The organism is Streptomyces sp. UC4497, assembly GCF_054871485.1.
Window position 1 is genome coordinate 343,717 of sequence record NZ_JBTYHB010000005.1, and the last position, 20,005, is coordinate 363,721.

Consider the following 20,005-nt stretch of genomic DNA (forward strand, 5'->3'; position numbering starts at 1 on the left):
TTCAGGCCGTGGGCAGCCAGCCCACCTTGCCCGCCAGCACCGCGTATCCGACGAACGCACCGATGTCCAACAGCGAATGGGCCACCACCAGTGGCCCGACCCGCCCCCACCGCCGGTACAGGAAGACGAAGACGACGCCCATCGCGAGGTTCCCGAAGAACCCGCCGATGCCCTGGTACAGGTGGTACGAGCCACGCAGCACGGACGACGCGACGAGCGCCGTCCCGGGCGACCACCCCAACTGCCCGAGCCTGCGCAGCAGATACCCGACGACGATGACTTCCTCCACCACGGCGTTCTGCACCGCGGAGAGGATCAGCACCGGGAACTTCCACCACACGTCGGGCAGCGCCTCCGGCACCACCGTGAGGTTGAAGCCGAGGCCACGGGCGGCGAGGTAGAAGGCGATCCCCGTGCTGCCGATGACGGCGGCGACCGCGGCGCCCCGGCCCGTGTCGAACCACGGGCGCTTGCGGTCGAAGCCGATCGTGCGCATCCCCTCGCCCTCCCTGAGCAGGAAGTGCGCGACGAGCGCGACCGGCACGAGGGCACTCGCGATGCCGAACAGCTGCCAGGCGAGGTCGAGCCACGGACGGCCGGGCGCCGCCGAGGCGTTCAGGGTCGCCGCCTGGTCCTTGAGGCCGCCGGGTTTCGTGACAGAGCCGACGAAGCTGATGAGCGCGGACACACCGCTCGCACCGAGCGAAAGCCCCAGAACAAGCAGCGTCTCGTCCCGCAAAAAGCGCCGTGAGAGCCGCTTCTCGGGAGAAGAACCGGGCGTCGGTTCCGCCTCCACCTGCACACCTGCCTCCAGTTGATGAATCCCGCCGCACCCGTCACAGCGTCCCGCTAGGGTCTCGAATGCAGGTACGAAGATCGCGTGCGACAGGCCGAGGGGGCCAGGGCGACGCAATTCGGCGCACCGCTCCCCTCCACTGCTCCACCGCTTATACCGCAACTGCCTTTGTGGCTCAGGGAGGGGCTCCACCGCCATGGGACGTCACAGCAGCATGCACGACGAGTACGGGACGGCCGCCACCGCACCCCGTCCCCGCTCGCGCGGGCGCACCGTGGCCATCGCGACCGCCCTCGTCCTGGTCGTCGCCGCCGGCACGGCCGCCGTGTTCCGCCCCGAGCTGCTCGGCCTCGGCAGCGGATGCGAGGACGAGGTCCACCTCGACGTGGTCGCCTCCCCCGACATGGCCCCGGCGCTGCGGGAAGCGGCGGAGCACGCCCACCGCGAGAAGCTCACCTCCGACGGCAACTGCCTCGACGTCGCCGTCACCGCGCGCGACGCGTACAAGGTCGCCGACTCCCTGCGCGCGGGCAAGGGCACCGCGGACTACCAGGTCTGGGTGCCGGACTCGGACGTCTGGGTGCAGCGCGTCACCACGGGCACCGGGGACACCAAGGTCACACCGGCCGGCAACGTCGCCTCTTCACCGATCGGCGTGGGCATGGTGCCCGCGGCCGCGAAGTCCTTCGGCTGGCCGCGGAAGACGTACACCTGGGCCCAGTTGACGGGCGCCGCCATGCAGGACGACAAGCTGCGCCTGGGCGCCGCCGACCCCGCCCGCAGCGCCAGCGGACTGCTGGCGCTCACGAAGCTGGCGGCCGCATCCGCGAAGGAGGACGGCACACAGGCCGCCGCCATGGCCAAGACCCTCTCGCAGCGCACGTCCGACAGCGACGCGCAGCTCATGGACACGGTGCCGCGCGACACCTCCGGCACCGAGCAGGGCAACCCGCGGCGCAACGAGGCGCTGATCCTGTCCGAGCAGGCCGCGTACGCGCACAACAGGGAATCGGGGAAGGCGGGTTCGGTCGACCTCTTCTATCCGAAGGACGGCTCGCCCACCCTCGACTACCCGTTCTCGCTGGTCGGCGAGGACACGCTGAGCACCGACGAGAGCCGCGCGGCCGTCCGCTTCATGACGCTGCTCAGCGCGCCCGAGGGCCGCTCGATCCTGGAGCGGCACGGCTTCCGCACGGACAGCGGCCGTTCCCCCGCGACGCTCGTCTCACGGGCCGGCGGCCGCTCCCCACAGCCGTACGCGCGCGTGGCGGCCAAGGCGCCCACCGAGGAGCAGCTCGAGGAGACCCTCGGCATGTGGACGATCACGGTGCAGAGCGCCCGGATCACGACGGTCGTGGACGCGTCGGCCTCGATGGGGAACATCGTGCCCAGCCGCGGCGAGTCCCGCATGGAGGTGACGAAGGCGTCGATGCTGGCGGCCCTCTCCACGTTCACGCCGGAGGACGAGATCGGCCTGTGGGAGTTCGCCACGTTCCTCGACGGCAACCGCGACTACAAGAAGCTCGTGCCGACCGAACGCCTCGGCGACCGCGTCGGCTCCGGCACCCGGCGCGACCGCCTGTCGGCCGCGTTCACCGCGCTGCAGCCGGTGCCCGGCGGGGCGACGGGCCTGTACGACACGACGCTCGCGGCCTACAAGGAGGCCACGTCCTCGTACAAGAGCGGCAGGTTCAACGCCGTCGTGGTGGTCACGGACGGCGTGAACGAGGACCCGGGGTCGATCTCCCGCGAGAACCTCATCAGGAAGCTCGGCAGTCTCACCGACCGCGACCACCCCGTCCCGCTGATCGCCATCGCCGTGGGGCCCGACACCGACAAGCGGGAGGTCGAGCAGATCGCCGAGGCGACGGGCGGATCGGGACACCAGGTCAGCGACCCGGCGGACATCCAGAAAGTCATCCTGAAGGCCATCATCGAAGCGGGCGCCACAGGCAACTGAGCCGGCCGGGCCCTTTCAGCCCAGCGGAACCGCCGGCTCCGGCAGCCCGACGGGCCAGCTGTGCACCGGCTCGCCCCCGTGCATCAGCTCGCAGTACCGGCGCGTGGTCGCCGCGAGCGCCGCGTCCCGCGCCAGACCGCTCTCCAGCGCCCGGTGATACGTCGCCGACTGCCACGCCGCACCGTTCATCCGCAGCCGGCACCGCTCCTCGATCACCCCCAGGTACAGATCCCGGTCGGCCGGCGCCACGCCCCACGCGTCGAGCCCGGCCGCCGCGAGCGGCAGCAGCTCGTCCCGTACGAGGTTCACGGCCGGCACCCGCTCCGTGCCGCCGAACCGGCCCCTGCGCGGCCACTCCAGGCGCGCGTCGATGCCGTACCGGCAGGCGGTGTCGAAGTTGCGGGCCGCCGCGGCGAAGGGGAGCCGCGACCACACCGGCCGGGACTCCTCGGCCAGGGCGCGGACGACGCCGTAGTAGAACGCGGTGTTGGCGATGACGTCCGTGACGGTGGGGCCCGCGGGCAGCACCCGGTTCTCGACGCGCAGGTGCGGCACGCCGTCCGCGATGCCGTACACGGGGCGGTTCCAGCGGTACACCGTGCCGTTGTGCAGGACGAGTTCGGCGAGGCTCGGGGTGCCGCCCTTGGCGATGACGTCGAGCGGCTGCTCGTCGTCGAGGATCGGCAGCAGCGGCGGGAAGTACTTCAGGTTCTCCTCGAAAAGGTCGTGCGCGGAATCGATCCAGCGCTCCCCGAACCAGGTACGCGGCCGTACGCCCTGCGCCGCGAGCTCCGGCGGCCGGGTGTCGGTGGACTGCTGGAACAGCGGCGGCCGCGACTCGCGCCACAGCTCACGGCCGAACAGGAAGGGCGAGTTGGCTCCCAGCGCGATCTGCACGGCGGCCACCGCCTGCGCCGCGTTCCACACATCGGCGAAACGCCCAGGCGTCACCTGGAGGTGCAACTGCACGGACGTGCACGCGGCTTCGGGCGCTATCGAGGAGGACGTGCAGGTCAGCCGCTCGACACCGGCGATGTCGAGCGCGAAGTCCTCGCCCCTCGCGGCCACGATGCGGTCGTTGAGCAGGGTGTAGCGGTCGACGTCCGACAGGTTCGCCGAGACCAGGTCGTCCGCGCTGAGCGTCGGCAGAATGCCGATCATCACGATGCCCGCGTCGACCTCGTTCGCCTTCCGGTGCGCATATCCGAGCCCCGTGCGCAGTTCCTCGGCGAGCTGGTCGAGAACGCGGCCGCCGAGCCGGTGCGGGGCAATGTTCACTTCGAGATTGAACATCGCGAGTTCGGTCTGGAAATCGCGGCTCGCGATGCGCTCCAGAACTTCCGCATTCATCATTCTCGGCAGCCCGTCGGGCCCCGCGAGATTCAGTTCGATCTCCAGCCCCATGAGATTCTTCGGACGATCGAAGCGCTTCTCTTCCAGCAGTCGCCCGAACCCCTCCAGGCACTCCTTGAGCTTCTCCCGATAGCGCCGCGGATCGGCAAGACCGACCGTCCCCGCAACGACCTTCTCCCCCATGGAAGCGTCCCTCCTCGCACGGGCGACCCGTTGATGCTCCGTCACGGCCGCGTGTCACGGTGGATGATGCCCCGGCAATGTGATCCGTAACGCCCCCGCGCGCGTCCACGGAACAGTAGCCTCAGGGCGGTTACCCGCAGGCACATTCCCTAGGCATGCGGCCGCCCGCAGATTCCGTCACTTGCGGCCCTGGTGAAAAACGCCGACAAGAACACGCCGACCGCTCTGCCGAAGGACGCCGAGGTCACGCACGGCGACCCCAGCGGAAATGGGGAGGATAGCCCCAAAACCGCAGGGGAACCGCGCCCGAATAGCACCTTGCGAAATCCGGGCGGCGTGCTAGGCGAAACACCGCGTGAACACGCATCGTATAAACTCCGCTGGCGAGACAGGGAGTTGGCGCCCGCGGCCCGGATTCGGACCGGACCCCCGCCCTTTCTGCCCCGAGTACCCATGTGCACCCGCAGCAGACAGCGCCGTCCGCTCGTCCCGCACCGCCCTCGCATCACATGCCTGTCGAATGAGAGGCGACCCACCATGCCGCTGCACGTCCCACCGGCTCCCGCGCCTGCCCTGCGCAGTGTCCTCACGGCCCTCGGTTCCCCCACCGCCGTCCGCGAGGCACGCACCCCGTCCCTGCGCTCCGCACAGGGACCCGCCACACCCGAACTCCCGCTGCCGCTCCATGTGTTGGACCACATCAACGGAACCACCGGGCCATCCAGGGCCCGTCTTGTCGGCTGGCGCTTCCTGATCCGCTGCGGGGAGCGCGCGGTGGCAGCGGCCGACACCATGCTCACACCCGACGGCTGGGCCTTCTCGCACTTCTTCGAGGGCCCCTACATCAGGTCCACCGAACGGGCCCTTCGCCAGGCGGAGTCGCTGCCCCAGGCCTACCAGCCGCGGCTGCTCTCGGTGCCCGAGCTCTACATGCTCACGCTGTGGCTGCACGGCGAGCGCACCGCCGACCCGGCGAGCGGCCAACCCGCGGCCGACGACATCCTCGTCCCGCTGGCACCCGCACCGCCCGGCATCGCCCCGCACCGCCCGCACCGGGTGGCGGAGCTCCTGCCGGTCCTCACACACCGTCTGACGCCGAGCCCGACCCCGGCCACCGCCGGCCTGCTCGCCTGACCGACCGGGGCCCGCCGACGGCTCCTGTCACACACGCCTGTGCCCCGCACCGTCCGCCGTCCGGTCGCGGGGCACAGCCCTGCCCGGGCGGACTAGCCCGTACCGACCACTCCTAACCACCCGAAGGGAGAGTCGAGTTGAACTGAACCGTCCGCACGGGTGATGCGTCTGACACCCATAAGGACCGCTGCAAGGAAATCCCTGCGGATTGACGCCCACAGGGCAACACTGGGTTCCAGAACTCACGAAATCGGGGGGCGGCCATGAACAAGCCTTCAAGCCGCAGCACGACAGGCACCACCAGCACAGCCCACGTCATCGAGATCACTTCGCAGCGAAAGATCCCATCCATGTGCCAGCACCAGCCACTCTGCCCGACAGCGGAATCCGAGGACAGGGAAGCAGCACTCCCTGTGGCTCACCACCCCGAGCAGGGGTGGAGTCTCCTCTGCAACGGGGTCCTGCTCTTCGAGGACACCGGCGAGCTGCTGCCCAGTGGCAGGATCATCGCCCCGCACCGCCCACTGGGCGCAGTGGTGACGGCGGCGTAGGGATCAGCTGAGCAGGACTGCGCGACCGACGGCCGCGCAGTCCCGAGTGGATCAGCTTTCGTAGGCGTCGATCGGCGGGCAGGAACACACCAGGTTCCGGTCGCCGAACGCCTGGTCGATACGCCGCACCGGCGGCCAGTACTTGTCCGAAGCGACCACCCCGGCCGGGAAGACACCTTCTTCCCGGCTGTACGCGTGCTCCCAGTCACCGCCGAGCATCCCGGCCGTGTGCGGAGCGTTCCGCAGCGGGTTGTCGTCGGCCGCCCACTCGCCGGAGGCGACGCGCTCGATCTCGCCGCGAATCGCGATCATCGCGTCGCAGAACCGGTCGAGCTCCTCGATGTCCTCGCTCTCGGTGGGCTCGATCATGAACGTACCGGCGACCGGGAACGACATGGTCGGCGCGTGGAACCCGTAGTCGATGAGCCGCTTGGCGACGTCGTCGATGCTCACGCCCGTCGCCTTGCTGAGCGGCCGCAGGTCGATGATGCACTCGTGCGCGACGAGCCCGCCCGGGCCGTTGTAGAGCACCGGGAAGTGCGGCTCGAGCCGCTTGGCGATGTAGTTCGCGGAGAGCACGGCGACCTGCGTGGCCCGCTTCAGGCCCTCGCCGCCCATGAGCCGTACGTACGCCCAGGAGATCGGCAGGATCCCGGCGGAGCCCCACGGCGCCGCGGAGATCGGGCCGACGCCCGTCTCGGGGCCCGCGGCCGGCTGCAGCGGGTGGTTCGGCAGGTACGGCGCGAGGTGCTCGCGCACACCCACCGGGCCGACGCCGGGACCGCCGCCGCCGTGCGGAATGCAGAACGTCTTGTGCAGGTTCAGGTGCGAGACGTCGCCGCCGAAGCGGCCCGGCTTGGCGAGACCCACAAGCGCGTTGAGGTTGGCGCCGTCGACGTAGACCTGACCGCCCGCGTCGTGCACGGCGGCGCAGATGTCGGCGACGTGCTCCTCGAAGACACCGTGCGTCGACGGGTACGTGATCATGAGGACGGACAGCTGGTCCGCGTACTGCTCGATCTTGGCGCGAAGGTCCTCGATGTCGACCTCGCCGTCGTCGGCGGTCTTCACGACGACGACCTTCATGCCGGCCATCACGGCGCTCGCCGCGTTCGTGCCGTGCGCGGAGGACGGGATGAGGCAGACGGTGCGCTGCTCGTCGCCGTTGGCCCGGTGGTAGCCACGGACGGCGAGCAGACCGGCGAGCTCGCCCTGCGAGCCGGCGTTCGGCTGCAGCGACACCTTGTCGTAGCCGGTGACCTCGGCGAGCCGCTCCTCCAGCTCACGGATGAGCGTCAGGTAGCCCTGCGCCTGCTCGGCGGGGGCGAAGGGGTGCAGCTGGCCGAACTCGGGCCAGGTGACCGGCTCCATCTCCGTCGTCGCGTTGAGCTTCATCGTGCAGGAGCCCAGCGGGATCATGCCGCGGTCCAGCGCGTAGTCGCGGTCGGCGAGCGTCCGCAGGTAACGCAGCATCGCCGTCTCGGAGCGGTGCTGGTGGAAGACGGGGTGCGTCAGGTAGTCGTCCTCGCGCAGCAGGCCGCCCGGCAGCGTGTCCGCCGCCTCGGCGTCCAGGGCCTCGACGTCCCCCTCGACACCGAACGCGCTCCAAACGGAGCCCAGTTGGGCCCGTGTGGTGGTCTCGTCACAGGAGAGCGAGACGTGATCGGCGTCCACGAGGCGCAGGTTGACACCGCCCTCGCGCGCGGCGGAGACGACCTCGGCGGCCCGGCCGGGCACCCGCACGGTGAGGGTGTCGAAGTACGCGCCGTGCACGACCTCGACGCCGCCCGCGGTGAGTCCCGCGGCGAGCACGGTGGCGTAGCGGTGGGTGCGCCGCGCGATGGACTTCAGGCCCTCGGGCCCGTGGTACACGGCGTACATGCCGGCCATGACGGCGAGCAGCACCTGCGCGGTACAGATGTTGCTGGTCGCCTTCTCGCGGCGGATGTGCTGCTCACGGGTCTGCAGGGCGAGTCGGTACGCCTTGTTGCCGTCGGCGTCGACGGACACACCGACCAGACGGCCCGGCAGCGAGCGCGCGAACTTCTCGCGTACGGCCATGTATCCGGCGTGCGGACCACCGAAGCCCATCGGGACACCGAAGCGCTGCGTCGTACCGACGGCGATGTCCGCGCCGAGTTCGCCGGGCGAGGTCAGCAACGTAAGAGCAAGAAGATCGGCGGCGACGGTGACGATGGCACCCAGCTCGTGCGCCTGGTCGATCACGGGCTTGATGTCCCGCACGACACCCGAGGCACCGGGGTACTGCACGAGCACACCCACGACACCGCGCTCGGCGACCTCGGCGGGGATGCCCTCGCTCAGGTCGGCGACGACGATCTCGACGCCGGTCGGCTCGGCGCGCGTCTCGATGACGGCGATGGTCTGCGGAAGGGCGTCGGCGTCGACGACGTACACGCCGTTCTTGACCTTGCCGACGCGGCGCGACAGGGCCATCGCCTCGGCGGCCGCGGTGCCCTCGTCGAGCAGCGAGGCACCCGAAGTGGGCAGGCCGGTCAACTCGGCGACCATGGTCTGGAAGTTGAGCAGCGCCTCGAGGCGGCCCTGCGAGATCTCCGGCTGGTAGGGCGTGTACGCCGTGTACCAGGACGGGTTCTCCATCACATTGCGCAGGATGACCGGCGGCGTGAACGTCCCGTAGTAACCGAGGCCGATCATCGAGCCGAGCACCTGGTTGCGCTCGGCGAGCGTCTTGAGCTCGGCGAGCACCTCGGCCTCGCTACGGGCGGCCGGAAGGTCGAGCGCCTCGGCGCTCTTGATCACATCGGGCACCGCGGCCGCGGTCAGCTCGTCCAGCGAGCCGTAGCCGACCTGCGCGAGCATCTTGGCCTGAGCGGCGTCATCGGGGCCGATGTGGCGCTGCTCGAAGGGGATTCCTCGCTCCAGCTGCGAGAGCGGAATACGATTGGCGGTCATTGGCGGAGGCCTCCTGGTCATTGCGACCTACGAGGGGCACCACGGCGCGGGTACCCGGACGGCCTCCCCCTCTGTCATCTCAACCTGAGAGCTTCACCGGCCCACCCCGCGAGAACACGGAACACACCGGCTTGCACCGTCGGTGAGAGCGGAAACCGTGCACCCCGCCCTGCTTTCCAGAGTGACCTCGTCCGTGCGGTACAGGGGCCTGAGAGATTCCGGGGAGGATTTGCTCCTTCGGCGCCCCCGACTACTGTCGGAAGACTCTCCCGCACGGGGTCAGCAGCCACTCGCCAGCCTACCAGCGGCTACTTGGCCGCAGCCCCCGAGTGGCCGCCTTCCGCAATGTGCTCTTTCGTAGTGCTTACAGACGAGTTGCGATCATCGCGATCAGTTGGAGGGCCCGTGCAGACCGATGTTGATCCGCGCAATCTGATCGGCCGCAAGGCGTTCGACCGCAACGGAGCCAAGATCGGCACCATCGACGAGGTGTACCTCGACGACGCGACGGGCGAACCGGAGTGGGCCGCGATACGAACCGGCCTGTTCAGCCGCGACGCCTTCGTCCCGCTCGAACCCAGCGACTTCACGGACGGCACGCTGCACGTGCCCTTCGAGCGCTCCCTGATCAAGGACTCCCCCGACTTCGGCGTCGGCCGCCACCTCTCCCCCGAGCAGGAACTCCAGCTCTACGACCACTACGGTCTGGACATCACGGCTCCTCAGTCGCCCGACGTCACATTCGGCAAGGTCGCGGGCGCGGAGGACGACCCGACCTGAACCTCGGCGCCCTCCACCAGCGGAAGCGGATCCGCCGACTCCAGCTCGGGATCGTCGACCCGGAAGGTCCGCACCCGCCCCGGCACCAGCGCATACGGCGTCTCGAACCGCACGGTCACCCGCCCCAGCCCGCTGCCCTGCACCCACCCGGGCCCGAACTCGGCATGCCGCACATCGTGCCCGGCCAGCCATCGCCGCTCGACGGGCTCGGCGGCCTCCACCGGCTCGGCCGCGTCCGCCTCCCCCTCCGGCTCCTCGGCGGCCGCTTCCTCCGCGGCCGCTTCCTCCGCGGCGGCGAACTGCGCGAACAGGTCCTCCTGCGTGAAGTCGGCGAGCCCGCTGACACCGACCCCCAGCAACCGCACACCACCGGTCGTGTCCACGCTCTCCAGCAACCGCGCCGCGGCCTCCCGCACCACCCCGGGGTCGTCCGTCGGCCCCCGCAGCGTCTCGGAGCGCGTCAGCGTCGAGAAGTCGTAGCGCCGCACCTTGAGCACCACGGTCCGCCCCGAGCGCTCGGCCGCTCTCAGCCGCTCCACGCACCGGCCGGCGAGCCTGCGCACCTCCATCCGGACCCGCACCCGGTCATGGATGTCCACGTCGTACGTGTCCTCGACCGATACCGACTTGGAGTCCCGCTCGGCGACGACCGGCCGCTCGTCGCGGGCCAGCGCCATCTCGTACAGATGGCTGCCGTGCGCCTTCCCGAGGAGGCGCACCAGCTCGTCCTCGCCGGCCCCCGCGATCTCCTCCACGGTCAGAATCCCGGCCCGCCGCAGATGATCCGCCGTCGCGGGCCCGACGCCGGGCAGGATCCGCACGGACCGCGGCCCGAGCAGCGCGCGCTCGGTACCGGGGCGTATGAGCACGAGCCCGTCCGGCTTCGCCTCCTCCGAGCCGATCTTGGCGAGCATCTTGGACGCGGCGAGCCCCACGGACCCGGTCAGCCCGGTCACACGCCGGATGTCGGCCCGCAGCCGCCGCCCCACGGCCTCCGCCGAAGCGGCGTCCCAGGCCGCCTCACCGGCCTCCAGATCGACGAACGCCTCGTCCAGGCTCAGCGGCTCCACGAGCGGCGAAAGGGCGCCGAGGAGCCCCATCACCTGCTCGCTGATCTCCCGGTAGAGCCGGAAGCGCGGCACCAGGTAGGCGGCATGCGGGGCGAGCCGGCGCGCCTGTCCCATCGGCATCGCCGAGTGCACCCCGAACTTCCGCGCCTCGTACGACGCCGTGGCCACGACACCGCGCGGACCGAGCCCGCCCACGACGACCGCTTTCCCGCGCAGGCTCGGCTTCGCCGCCTGCTCCGCAGAGGCGTAGAAGGCATCCATGTCGAGATGCAGGATGGTGGGCGCGGTTCTCACATCACTGATGCTGCCCTACGCCACTGACAACGCGGCCGTACGGACCTCACACGGCCCTGCCCCGCCGCCTCGCGAGCTCGTCCGTGGGGTTCGGCGGCACGATCGTCTCGCCGGTGTCCACACGCTCACCGTGCAGCTGCGAGAGCGCGGCCTCCACGTCCCGCCAGACCACGCCCACGGCGATCCCGAAGACCCCCTGGCCGCCCTGGAGCAGATCGTGCACCTCATCCGGCGACGTGCACTCGTACACGGTCGCGCCGTCGCTCATCAGCGTCATCCGCTCCAGGTCCCGGAAGCCGCTCTCGCGCAGGTGCTGCACGGCCGCCCGGATGTTCTGCAAGGAGACGCCCGTGTCCAGGAACCGCTTGACGACCTTGAGGACGACGACGTCCCGGAAGCTGTAGAGCCGCTGTGTCCCCGATCCGTACGCGGAGCGCACACTGGGTTCGACAAGGCCGGTCCTGGCCCAGTAGTCGAGCTGCCGGTAGGTGATGCCGGCCGCCGCACATGCCGTCGGCCCCCGGTATCCCAGCTGCTCGGAAGCGGCCTCGCCGCTGTTCCCCGCCACCACAGGCACGGCCTGTGGGCGCTGCGGAGTGTGATCGGCCGCGCCGCCGTGGAGGGGGTACCCCCTGCTCGAGCTCATTCGAGAGCTCGGGGGAAGGTACGGTCCGCCCGTCGCCGTACCGTCGCCGCTGCTTCTCACGCCGACCTCCTCATTGACCTGCCTTGTCGACGGTAGGCAGTCACAGGGGGTGCGTCAACGAACGCCACACTAGGCACGCCGAGTGATAATCACCCTAAGAGTGGTTTCCCGTGGCCCACCGCCGGGAAAGGCTAGCCGAATGTCCCGAGGGCGCCGCCGCTCGACGCCCGGGCCCGGCCGTCGGCCGACCGGTCACTGGCTGTTGGTGCCGAAGTCCTCGGGAGAGATCTGGTCGAGGAACTCGCGGAACTTCTCCACCTCGTCCTCCTGCTCGTCGGGGATCGCGATCCCCGCATCGTCCAGGACCCCGTCACTGCCGTAGATCGGCGTACCGGTGCGCAGTGCGAGGGCTATGGCGTCCGACGGGCGGGCGCTGACCTCGACCCCGCTCGCGAACACCAGCTCCGCGTAGAAGACGCCTTCGCGCAGGTCCGTGATGCGCACTTCCGTGAGCTCCTGGCCGACCGCCTCAAGGACATCCTTGAAAAGGTCGTGCGTCAGCGGACGCGCGGGCGCCATGCCCTGCTGGGCGAAGGCGATCGCGGTCGCCTCCCCCGGTCCGATCCAGATGGGGAGGTACCGGTCGCCTCCCACTTCACGCAGGAGCACGATCGGCTGGTTGGAGGGCATTTCGACCCGGACACCTACGACGTCGAGCTCGTTCACACAGCAACCCTAGGACGTGCCCGGTCGGTTTGGGTAGTCGGGCATCCACCGAGGACCGGGCCGTCGGTGCTCACCCGAGCCCGCGATCAGGGCAGACGCACCCCGAGCGCGGTCTGCACAAGTGCCGAGTGCAGCCTCACTGTGAGGCCTGCGAGCTCCTTGGCGCGGGCCTCGGCGTGCGCCCGCGTCTGCGGGTTGCGGTGCACCTTCAGGGGGGCCACCACCTGGTCCACCAGGCCGGCCTCCCGGTCCGCGGCCGCCCGCATGACCCGCAGGTGCCGCGGCCCGATCCCGAACCGGGCCAGCTCGCCGATGAGCTCGGCGACCGACACGGCGGACGCGTCGTAGCCACCGTCGGGCAGCGGCGTGAGGAGCCCGTACGACTCCCATTCGTCGAGCTCGTGCTCCTCGACGCCGACGGCGGCCAGCAATTCGTCCCGGCCGACTCGCGCGGCCGTCGGCACATCGGTGCCGTCCTCCGCGTCGCCGGGGCGTCCCGGCGCGGGCACGGGCAGCGTCTCGCCCGGCTCCAGGGCGTCGAGCTGCTCCTTGATGACCTTCAGCGGCAGGTAGTGGTCCCGCTGCATGCGCAGCACATGGGCGAGCCGCTCGACGTCGTCCGGGCTGAACTTCCGGTAGCCCGAGGGCGTGCGCCGCGGCTCGACGAGGCCCTCGGACTCCAGGAACCTGATCTTGGAGATGGTGACTTCGGGAAACTCTTCTCGGAGCACGTTCAGTACGGTGCCGATGCTCATCAGCCGACTGTCCGTGGTGGCGGTGCCCCCGGGGGCACCGCCACTCGTCGTGTGCAGCATGGACCTTCCTGAAGGGTCGCGGACGGTTCAGATACCGCGCTGGCTCGCGTAGAACACCAGCCGGTACTTGCCGATCTGCACCTCGTCCCCGTTGTTCAGCGTCACCGAGTCGATGCGCTCACGGTTCACATACGTGCCGTTGAGGCTGCCGACGTCGGCGACGGTGAACGAGCCGTCCTGCAGGCGACGGAACTCCACGTGGCGGCGCGACACGGTCACGTCGTCCAGGAAGATGTCGCTCTGCGGGTGGCGCCCCGCGGTGGTCAGCTCGCCGTCCAGGAGGAAGCGGCTGCCCGAGTTCGGACCGCGCCGCACCACCAGGAGCGCCGAGCCCAGCGGCAGCGCGTCGACCGCCGCCTGCGCCTCGGGAGAGAGGGCCGGAAGCTGCGTCTGACCCGTCGCCTCCGGGTCGTAGGACTCGAGGCCGGAGATGGAGATCGTGGACGTCGTCTCGGACGGCCCCTCCGGCGCCGCACCGCCGCGCAGCGGCGCACCGCAGTTGGAGCAGAACCGGCTGTTCTCCCCGTTCCGGTTTCCGCACCTCGTACACACCAGGGCCGACATGGACGGATCCTCCTGCCGCGGCTGCCCCGCGGGGGCGTGGGACGCGTACGGGTCGGGGGCAAACCCTCCACCCGTACTTGAGGTTGACGGTTCTCCGAAACCTATGCGGCCGGAACCGGCAGGGTCAACAGACGACGCGCCCTGTCCGCCCGAATTGTCTCCGGCGACCTGGTCCCGGAACAGCGGGCGCTCGCCCACCTGCGTCTCCGGGGCGTCCCCTTGCCGCGGCGCACGGTGACGCGCGTCCTCACGGCTCTTGCCGAACAACTTCGCAAACAACTTCACGGGCGATTCCCCTTGACCGAAACAGACCCGCCCGTGGGGCAGGACGAACCCTGACTGCACACATCGGCGTACATCGCGTACATCAATGACACGGACACCCTCACAACGTCCGTATCCGCCAAACAGTTTCCACCACGCGCACCACCCTTGCTGCGGCGACCCCCCGCAACCTCATGCCCTCGCACGGTATCCACCATGCACCCCCGGCTTCACTCCGAGGACGACCGAGCGTAATCAGGCCGTTGCGCCGATCGCAAGGCATCCACGACGATCTTGTTCGAGCGGCTCACGGCCACCGTGGCCTGCTCCTTCTCCAGCGTCTGCACGACACCCCCGGGGATGTTCAGGGCCGGCTCCAGGTCCTGCGGCTTGCCGATGACCTTGAACCGGTAGGGGCGGCTGATCTCGTGCCCGTCCACACTGATCCCCTTCCCTCCGCTGCCGTCCGTCAGATACGTGTTGGCCACGATGCGGACATCATTCACCTGAATCGCCTCCGCGCCGGCGGCGCGCAGCTCCTGGACCGCGTCGAGCAGCATGTCCGCCTCCACGGCCCCCTTCGTGTCGGTGACGGTCATGGTGATCCCGGGGCCCTGCGCGGCCGTCGTGCCCGCCAGAATGCCGAGCTGCTTCTGCTTCTCGGCCGTCTGCTTGCGGGCCTCGTCGGCCTGGTCCGAGCTGTTCTCCAACTCGGTGCGCTGGTCCACGAGACCTTGCTTCTCATCCTCAAGACGCTGAGTTCGATCATCCAGTTCATCGAGAATGCGAACGAGATCTTCCTGACGCGCACCGCGCAGCGCGCTGTTGTCGCTGGTGGACCGCACCTGGATGGCGAGCCCGAGCCCCAGGACGAACAGCAGCACGGCCATGATGAGTTGGGCACGTGACGCGCGCGGCGGCCACAGACCCTTCACGAGCCGCTGCCGCCCGGTCAGTTCGGGCTCGACGACCTCCGGCCCGGCGTCCGGACGGTCATCCGGGCCTGCCGGCTCCGGTTCGGGCGCCCGGGGTTCGGGCGCCTCGGGTTCGGCCGGAGCCGCCTCTGCCTCCCGCTCCGCCGCACGGTTCGCCGGCGGCACCTCGGGGGGCAGCTCCTTGGAGAGCTCCTTGCGCAACTGGTCGGTCCCGCCGTCCGGTTGCACGCCCCGCGGGTTCTCGCGGTTCTCTGCGTTCTCTTCGTTCTCGTTCTGACTCATCGGCCTCACGCCCGGAACACATGCCGCCGGATCGCGGCCGCGTTGGAGAAGATGCGGATGCCGAGCACCACGACGACACCGGTCGACAGCTGCGCGCCGACGCCCAACTTGTCGCCCAGGAAGACGATCAGCGCGGCCACGACGACGTTCGACAGGAACGAGACGACGAACACCTTGTCGTCGAAGATCCCGTCCAACATGGCGCGCAGCGCCCCGAACACCGCGTCCAGCGCCGCGACGACGGCGATGGGGAGGTAAGGCTCGACGACCGCCGGAACCTCGGGCCGGACGAAAAGTCCGACCACGACTCCCACGACGAGGCCCAGTACGGCGATCACGATGTGCCCTTCTGCTCTGCTCTCGGCTGTGCTGTACGTACGATCACGCTGGGTGCGGCAGGAAGCTCGATGTCGTCCTGAGCCGAAATACTGGTCCTGACCCCGAAGTTCTCCTGCAGCGCGTGCAGATAGAGACCGTCGGGGCTGTTCTGGAACCGGGTGCTCAGCCGTTGTCCGTCCCCCACCGCGAGCACCGTGTACGGCGGCACCAGCGGCTTGTTGTCGACCAGTATCGCGTCACCCGCGGCCCTGATCGCGGACAGCGAGGTGAGGCGCTGCCCGTTGATGCTGATGGCCTCGGCGCCGGACTGCCAGAGACCGTTCATGACGCGCTGCATGTCCCGGTCGCGTACGCGGCCCGTGTCGGAGAAACCGTTGCTCTCGCGCGGACCGCTGCCGTCGCCCGTGGTGGCCGACTTGGCGTCGTCGATGACGAGCTTCACACCGGGGCCGTGCACGGCGACGGCGCCGGAGAGCACTCCCGCCAACTCCGCCTGCTCACCACCGTGCTTCTTCAACGCCTCGCGCTGCATCTCCCCCACGCGCCCGCGCAGCGAGTCGACCTGCCCCTCCAGTTGGTCGGCGGACTCGGTCTCCTGGTCGATGCGGTCGATGAGCTCCTCGCGCTCCTTGGCCACCACCGGCGCGGTGACGCGGGCCTGCGCCGCGCCCACCGTCACCACAAGCGCGGCGAGCACAAGTCCGGCCGCGAGCCCCAGCTTCGCCCGCAGCGTCTTCGGCAAACCGCTCTGCCCCAGCGCCTCTTTGCGCGCGGTGGCCTCCGCATATCCGTCGTCCAGGCTGTGATCCATGACGTTGGTCAGCAGCGACATGGAGGCGTCGGGGCGCGAGGGGCGCTCTGGGGTGCTCCGTTTGGGGGGCTGCTGCGGCATGCCGCACATCGTCGCACGTCGCGGCCGCTGTCACCCAACGACCCCACTGCCCTGCCGCCCGACGCCCGAATTGGGCGTCGAGCAGCAGGGATCCGGGTCAGCGCCCGGCGCTGTCCACGACGGACGACCACTCGTCGAGCAGTTGCTGCGCCGAGGCGTCGTCCGGCCCCTCGGCCCACAGGTGGGTGACCGCCTCGGCCGGGTCGGGCAGCACCATCACCCAACGCCCGTCGGCCTCCACGACCCGTACACCGTCGGTCGTGTCCACGGACCGCTCGCCCGCCTCCTCCACGACACGGCGCATGACGAGGCCCTTGACGGCCCACGGCGTCGCCAGATCCCGCTTGAGCACATGCGCCCGCGGAATCCGTGCGTCGATCTGGCTGAGGGTCAACTGCGTACGGGCGACGAGCCCGATGAGCCGCACGAACGCCGCGGCCCCGTCGAACACGCTGCTGAACTCGGGAATGATGAACCCGGCCCGCCCGTCCCCGCCGAAGATCGTCCCGTCCTCACGCCCCACGCGCGTCAGGTCGTCGGGAGACGTGGTCGTCCACTCGACCTGCGTCCCGTGATACGCGGCGACCTGCTCCGCGATCCGGGTCGTGGTCACGGGCAGCGCCACCCGCCCGCTCCTGCGCTCCGCGGCGACAAGATCGAGCATCACGAGCAACGCCCGGTCGTCCTCGACGATCCGCCCCTTCTCGTCGACCAGCGAAAGCCGCTCGCCGACCGGGTCGAACCGCACGCCGAACGCGGCCCGCGCCGAGGCCACGATCTCCCCCAGCCGTACGAGCCCGGACCTGCGGGCGTCGGCGGTCTCCGTGGGCCTGGACTCGTCGAGCCCGGGATTGATCGTCAGGGAGTCGACGCCGAGCCGCCCGAGAAGGCTGGGCAGCACGAGCCCGGCGCTTCCGTTTGACGCGTCGACGACCACCTTGAGCCCGGCCTCCGCGATCCCCGTCGTATCGACGTTCCGCAGCAGGGACCCCGTGTACGAGTCGAAGACGCTCGACGGGAAGTGCAGATCGCCGATCTCCCCGGGGAACGCCCTGCGGTACTCCTGCCGCGCGTACACCCGGTCCAGCTTGCGCTGGCTGCCTTGCGAAAGATCGGCCCCGCGCTCGTCGAAGAACATGATGTCGACGGAGTCCGGCACCCCGGGCGTCGTACGGATCATGATCCCGCCGGCACTGCCCCGAGCCGTCTGCTGCCGCGCCACGGGCAACGGCACGTTCTCCAGGTCCCTTACGTCCATGGCGCTGGCCTGGAGCGCGGAGATGACGGCCCTCTTGAGCGCACGCGCACCACGGGAGTGGTCACGCGCGGTCGTGACGGTCGACCCCTTCTTCAGCGTCGTCGCGTACGCCCCCGCGAGCCGCACGGCCAGTTCGGGCGTGATCTCGACATTCAGGATCCCGGAGACGCCCCTCGCCCCGAACAGATGGGCCTGCCCGCGCGATTCCCAGATGACCGAGGTGTTGACGAACGCGCCGGCCTCGACGGTCTTGAACGGGTAGACCCGCACATTGCCCTGGACAATCGATTCCTCACCGACGAGGCACTCGTCGCCGATGACGGCGCCGTCCTCGATCCGCGCGGCCCGCATGATGTCGGTGTTCTTGCCGACCACACAGCCCCGCAGATTGCAGTGCTCCCCGATGTAGACGTTGTCGTGCACGACGGCCTTGTGCAGGAAGGCCCCGCTCTTCACGACGACGTTCGAGCCGACGACCGTGTGCTCGCGGATCTCTACATCCGCTTCGACCTTGGCGTAGTCGCCGATGTAGAGCGGCCCGCGCAGCACGGCGTCCGGGTGCACCTCGGCACCTTCGGCCACCCAGACACCGGGCGAGATCTCGAACCCGTCGAGTTCGACGTCGACCTTTCCTTCGAGGACGTCGGCCTGGGCCTTCACATAGCTCTCGTGAGTACCGACGTCCTCCCAGTAGCCCTCGGCGACGTAGCCGTAGATGGGCTTGCCTTCCTTCATCAGCTGCGGGAAGACATCCCCGGACCAGTCCACCGGGACATCGGCCTCGACGTAGTCGAAGACTTCGGGCTCCATCACATAGATGCCCGTGTTCACCGTGTCCGAGAAGACCTGCCCCCAGGTCGGCTTCTCGAGGAAGCGCTCGACCTTCCCCTCCTCGTCGACGATGGTGATACCGAATTCTAGCGGATTGGGCACACGCGTCAGACAGACGGTGACGAGCGCACCCTTTTCCTTGTGGAATTCGATGAGCTCGGTGAGGTCGAAATCAGTGAGGGCGTCACCCGAGATGACAAGGAAAGAGTCATCCTTCAGCGCTTCCTCAGCGTTTTTCACGCTGCCGGCAGTGCCGAGTGGCTTCTCCTCATTGGCATAGGTGAGCTCCATTCCAAGCTCTTCGCCGTCCCCGAAGTAGTTCTTGACGAGTGAAGCCAAGAACTGCACGGTGACCACGGTCTCACTGAGCCCATGCCGCTTGAGCAACCTGAGCACATGCTCCATGATCGGCCGATTGGCCACTGGCAGGAGCGGCTTGGGCATACTCGAGGTCATTGGGCGAAGGCGTGTGCCTTCGCCTCCGGCCATCACGACGGCCTTCATGTCGGAAGCGTCCTCCTTGAAGAGACGACGGTCTAGCCGACTTCACCCGCCTTGAATGGCCCGCACTTCTCACGGCGGGACATCTGGCCTCTGCCAACGCGCAATGGCGAGCTCAATCGGCCGTGGAGTCCGCCCGGACAAGCCGGCGGACTTGAACCACGTAGAGGATCCCTGCCCACCAGTACAGCGTCGTACCCCATCCGGCGAACGCCCATCCGAAAATAGCAGCGAGTTCGTGGATCCAGCCCGTTCCGTCACTCAGAAGCAGCAAGGGGAACGCGTACATCAGGTTGAAGGTCGCTGCCTTCCCGAGGAAGTTCACCTGGGGCGGCGGATAGCCGTGGCGCCTGAGGATCCCCACCATCACCAGCAGAAGCAGTTCACGCGCCAAAAGTACGGCGGTCAACCAAATGGGCAGAATGTCACGCCAGGTCAAACCCACCAACGTGGACAAAATGTAGAGCCGGTCGGCGGCCGGGTCGAGCAGCCGGCCAAGGCTGCTGATCTGATTCCAGCGCCGCGCGAGCTTCCCGTCGAGATAGTCGCTGATGCCGCTGAGCGCCAGCACGAGCAGTGCCCAGCCGTCACTCTTGGGGCCCCCGAACTCAGGGCGCAGGATGAGCCACAGGAAGAGGGGCACGCCGACGAGACGCGCCATGCTGAGGATGTTCGGGATGGTGAGGACCCTGTCCGTCTGAACACGGGTCTCCTGGACCTCCACCCGGGGGCCTCCTGTGGGGAACGAACCAACGATGCCCCCTGACTTTACCCTCAGTGTCAGGAGGCCTGAGCTATGGGGGCGTCGTAACGCAGTACACGCCCACACCCTAAACACAGAAAAGCCCGGACCGTATCCCGGCCCGGGCTTTTCCATAAAAGGAGTTCGGCGGC

Annotated in this window: 17 protein-coding genes and 1 riboswitch; of the genes, 4 read left to right on the forward strand and 13 right to left on the reverse strand. The window is 69.3% G+C overall.

Annotated elements, in window-relative coordinates; translation table 11 throughout:
• Position 1: 1 nt before the first annotated feature.
• Complete coding sequence (locus ACYSUO_RS10440) at positions 2-802, reverse strand: CPBP family intramembrane glutamic endopeptidase (RefSeq protein ID WP_461775774.1); 801 nt, start codon at positions 800-802, stop codon at positions 2-4.
• A gap of 190 nt (positions 803-992) precedes the next feature.
• Here ACYSUO_RS10440 and ACYSUO_RS10445 point away from each other — a divergent pair, with 190 nt between their 5' ends.
• Positions 993-2,756 carry a substrate-binding and VWA domain-containing protein gene (locus ACYSUO_RS10445; RefSeq protein WP_461775775.1) on the forward strand — a complete coding sequence of 588 codons (1,764 nt, stop codon included), beginning with the start codon at positions 993-995 and terminating at the stop codon, positions 2,754-2,756.
• Between the two features lie 15 nt (positions 2,757-2,771).
• Here ACYSUO_RS10445 and ACYSUO_RS10450 read toward each other — a convergent pair whose 3' ends face one another.
• A complete protein-coding gene (locus ACYSUO_RS10450) occupies positions 2,772-4,292 on the reverse strand; it encodes a glutamate-cysteine ligase family protein (protein WP_461775776.1) in 1,521 nt (506 codons plus the stop codon).
• A gap of 537 nt (positions 4,293-4,829) precedes the next feature.
• Between ACYSUO_RS10450 and ACYSUO_RS10455 the strand changes: the two genes are divergently transcribed.
• On the forward strand, positions 4,830-5,426 hold the full coding sequence (locus ACYSUO_RS10455) for a hypothetical protein (protein WP_461775777.1): 597 nt from the start codon (positions 4,830-4,832) through the stop codon (positions 5,424-5,426).
• A gap of 350 nt (positions 5,427-5,776) precedes the next feature.
• Positions 5,777-5,977, forward strand: coding sequence for a DUF5999 family protein (locus ACYSUO_RS10460; RefSeq protein ID WP_461775778.1), 201 nt, complete (start codon positions 5,777-5,779; stop codon positions 5,975-5,977).
• A 51-nt stretch (positions 5,978-6,028) separates the two neighbouring features.
• Here the strand turns inward: ACYSUO_RS10460 and gcvP are convergent, their stop codons facing one another.
• Complete coding sequence (gene gcvP / locus ACYSUO_RS10465) at positions 6,029-8,914, reverse strand: aminomethyl-transferring glycine dehydrogenase (RefSeq protein ID WP_461775779.1); 2,886 nt, start codon at positions 8,912-8,914, stop codon at positions 6,029-6,031.
• Between the two features lie 186 nt (positions 8,915-9,100).
• A riboswitch (glycine riboswitch) is annotated at positions 9,101-9,196 on the reverse strand.
• A gap of 123 nt (positions 9,197-9,319) precedes the next feature.
• On the opposite strand from gcvP, the gene ACYSUO_RS10470 reads away from it, so the two are divergent.
• Entirely contained in the window at positions 9,320-9,694 is a 375-nt protein-coding gene (locus ACYSUO_RS10470) for a PRC-barrel domain-containing protein (protein WP_461775780.1), read from the forward strand.
• Here the strand turns inward: ACYSUO_RS10470 and ACYSUO_RS10475 are convergent.
• The 10 genes from ACYSUO_RS10475 to ACYSUO_RS10520 all read right to left on the reverse strand — a co-directional run bounded on the left by ACYSUO_RS10475 (position 9,637) and on the right by ACYSUO_RS10520 (position 19,835).
• The gene (locus ACYSUO_RS10475; protein ID WP_461775781.1) at positions 9,637-11,058 is read right to left on the reverse strand and encodes a DNA polymerase IV; all 1,422 of its coding nucleotides are present in this window, start codon (positions 11,056-11,058) and stop codon (positions 9,637-9,639) included. The genes ACYSUO_RS10470 and ACYSUO_RS10475 overlap by 58 nt on opposite strands.
• Before the next feature lie 46 nt (positions 11,059-11,104).
• Complete coding sequence (locus tag ACYSUO_RS10480) at positions 11,105-11,764, reverse strand: MerR family transcriptional regulator (RefSeq protein WP_461775782.1); 660 nt, start codon at positions 11,762-11,764, stop codon at positions 11,105-11,107.
• Between the two features lie 192 nt (positions 11,765-11,956).
• Entirely contained in the window at positions 11,957-12,430 is a 474-nt protein-coding gene (locus ACYSUO_RS10485; RefSeq protein WP_006123076.1) for a bifunctional nuclease family protein, read from the reverse strand.
• Positions 12,431-12,516: 86 nt separating this feature from the next.
• Positions 12,517-13,245: a transcriptional regulator FtsR gene (gene ftsR, locus ACYSUO_RS10490; protein ID WP_461775783.1), complete on the reverse strand. Its 729-nt coding sequence runs from the start codon at positions 13,243-13,245 to the stop codon at positions 12,517-12,519.
• A gap of 27 nt (positions 13,246-13,272) precedes the next feature.
• Positions 13,273-14,181 (reverse strand): FHA domain-containing protein, encoded by a 909-nt coding sequence (locus tag ACYSUO_RS10495; RefSeq protein ID WP_461775802.1) that lies wholly within the window; start codon positions 14,179-14,181, stop codon positions 13,273-13,275.
• Between the two features lie 122 nt (positions 14,182-14,303).
• Positions 14,304-15,290, reverse strand: coding sequence for a DUF881 domain-containing protein (locus tag ACYSUO_RS10500; RefSeq protein ID WP_461775784.1), 987 nt, complete (start codon positions 15,288-15,290; stop codon positions 14,304-14,306).
• A 5-nt stretch (positions 15,291-15,295) separates the two neighbouring features.
• Positions 15,296-15,628, reverse strand: a complete 333-nt coding sequence (locus ACYSUO_RS10505; RefSeq protein WP_266722032.1) for a small basic family protein — start codon at positions 15,626-15,628, stop codon at positions 15,296-15,298.
• Positions 15,625-16,530: a DUF881 domain-containing protein gene (locus tag ACYSUO_RS10510; protein ID WP_461775785.1), complete on the reverse strand. Its 906-nt coding sequence runs from the start codon at positions 16,528-16,530 to the stop codon at positions 15,625-15,627. Before ACYSUO_RS10510 ends, ACYSUO_RS10505 begins: the two co-directional genes overlap by 4 nt.
• 88 nt (positions 16,531-16,618) lie before the next feature.
• On the reverse strand, positions 16,619-19,114 hold the full coding sequence (locus ACYSUO_RS10515; RefSeq protein WP_461775786.1) for a sugar phosphate nucleotidyltransferase: 2,496 nt from the start codon (positions 19,112-19,114) through the stop codon (positions 16,619-16,621).
• 112 nt (positions 19,115-19,226) lie between these two features.
• A complete protein-coding gene (locus ACYSUO_RS10520) occupies positions 19,227-19,835 on the reverse strand; it encodes a CDP-alcohol phosphatidyltransferase family protein (RefSeq protein WP_461775787.1) in 609 nt (202 codons plus the stop codon).
• Between the last annotated feature and the right edge of the window lie 170 nt (positions 19,836-20,005).

Coding starts and splice junctions, on each gene's coding strand:
- ACYSUO_RS10515 (WP_461775786.1), bottom strand. CDS start 19,114: ATGAAGGCCGTCGTGATGGCCGGAGGCGAAGGCACACGCCTTCGCCCA.
- ACYSUO_RS10500 (WP_461775784.1), bottom strand. CDS start 15,290: ATGAGTCAGAACGAGAACGAAGAGAACGCAGAGAACCGCGAGAACCCG.
- ftsR (WP_461775783.1), bottom strand. CDS start 13,245: ATGCTGCACACGACGAGTGGCGGTGCCCCCGGGGGCACCGCCACCACG.
- ACYSUO_RS10445 (WP_461775775.1), top strand. CDS start 993: ATGGGACGTCACAGCAGCATGCACGACGAGTACGGGACGGCCGCCACC.
- gcvP (WP_461775779.1), bottom strand. CDS start 8,914: ATGACCGCCAATCGTATTCCGCTCTCGCAGCTGGAGCGAGGAATCCCC.
- ACYSUO_RS10455 (WP_461775777.1), top strand. CDS start 4,830: ATGCCGCTGCACGTCCCACCGGCTCCCGCGCCTGCCCTGCGCAGTGTC.
- ACYSUO_RS10460 (WP_461775778.1), top strand. CDS start 5,777: ATGTGCCAGCACCAGCCACTCTGCCCGACAGCGGAATCCGAGGACAGG.
- ACYSUO_RS10510 (WP_461775785.1), bottom strand. CDS start 16,530: ATGTGCGGCATGCCGCAGCAGCCCCCCAAACGGAGCACCCCAGAGCGC.
- ACYSUO_RS10450 (WP_461775776.1), bottom strand. CDS start 4,292: ATGGGGGAGAAGGTCGTTGCGGGGACGGTCGGTCTTGCCGATCCGCGG.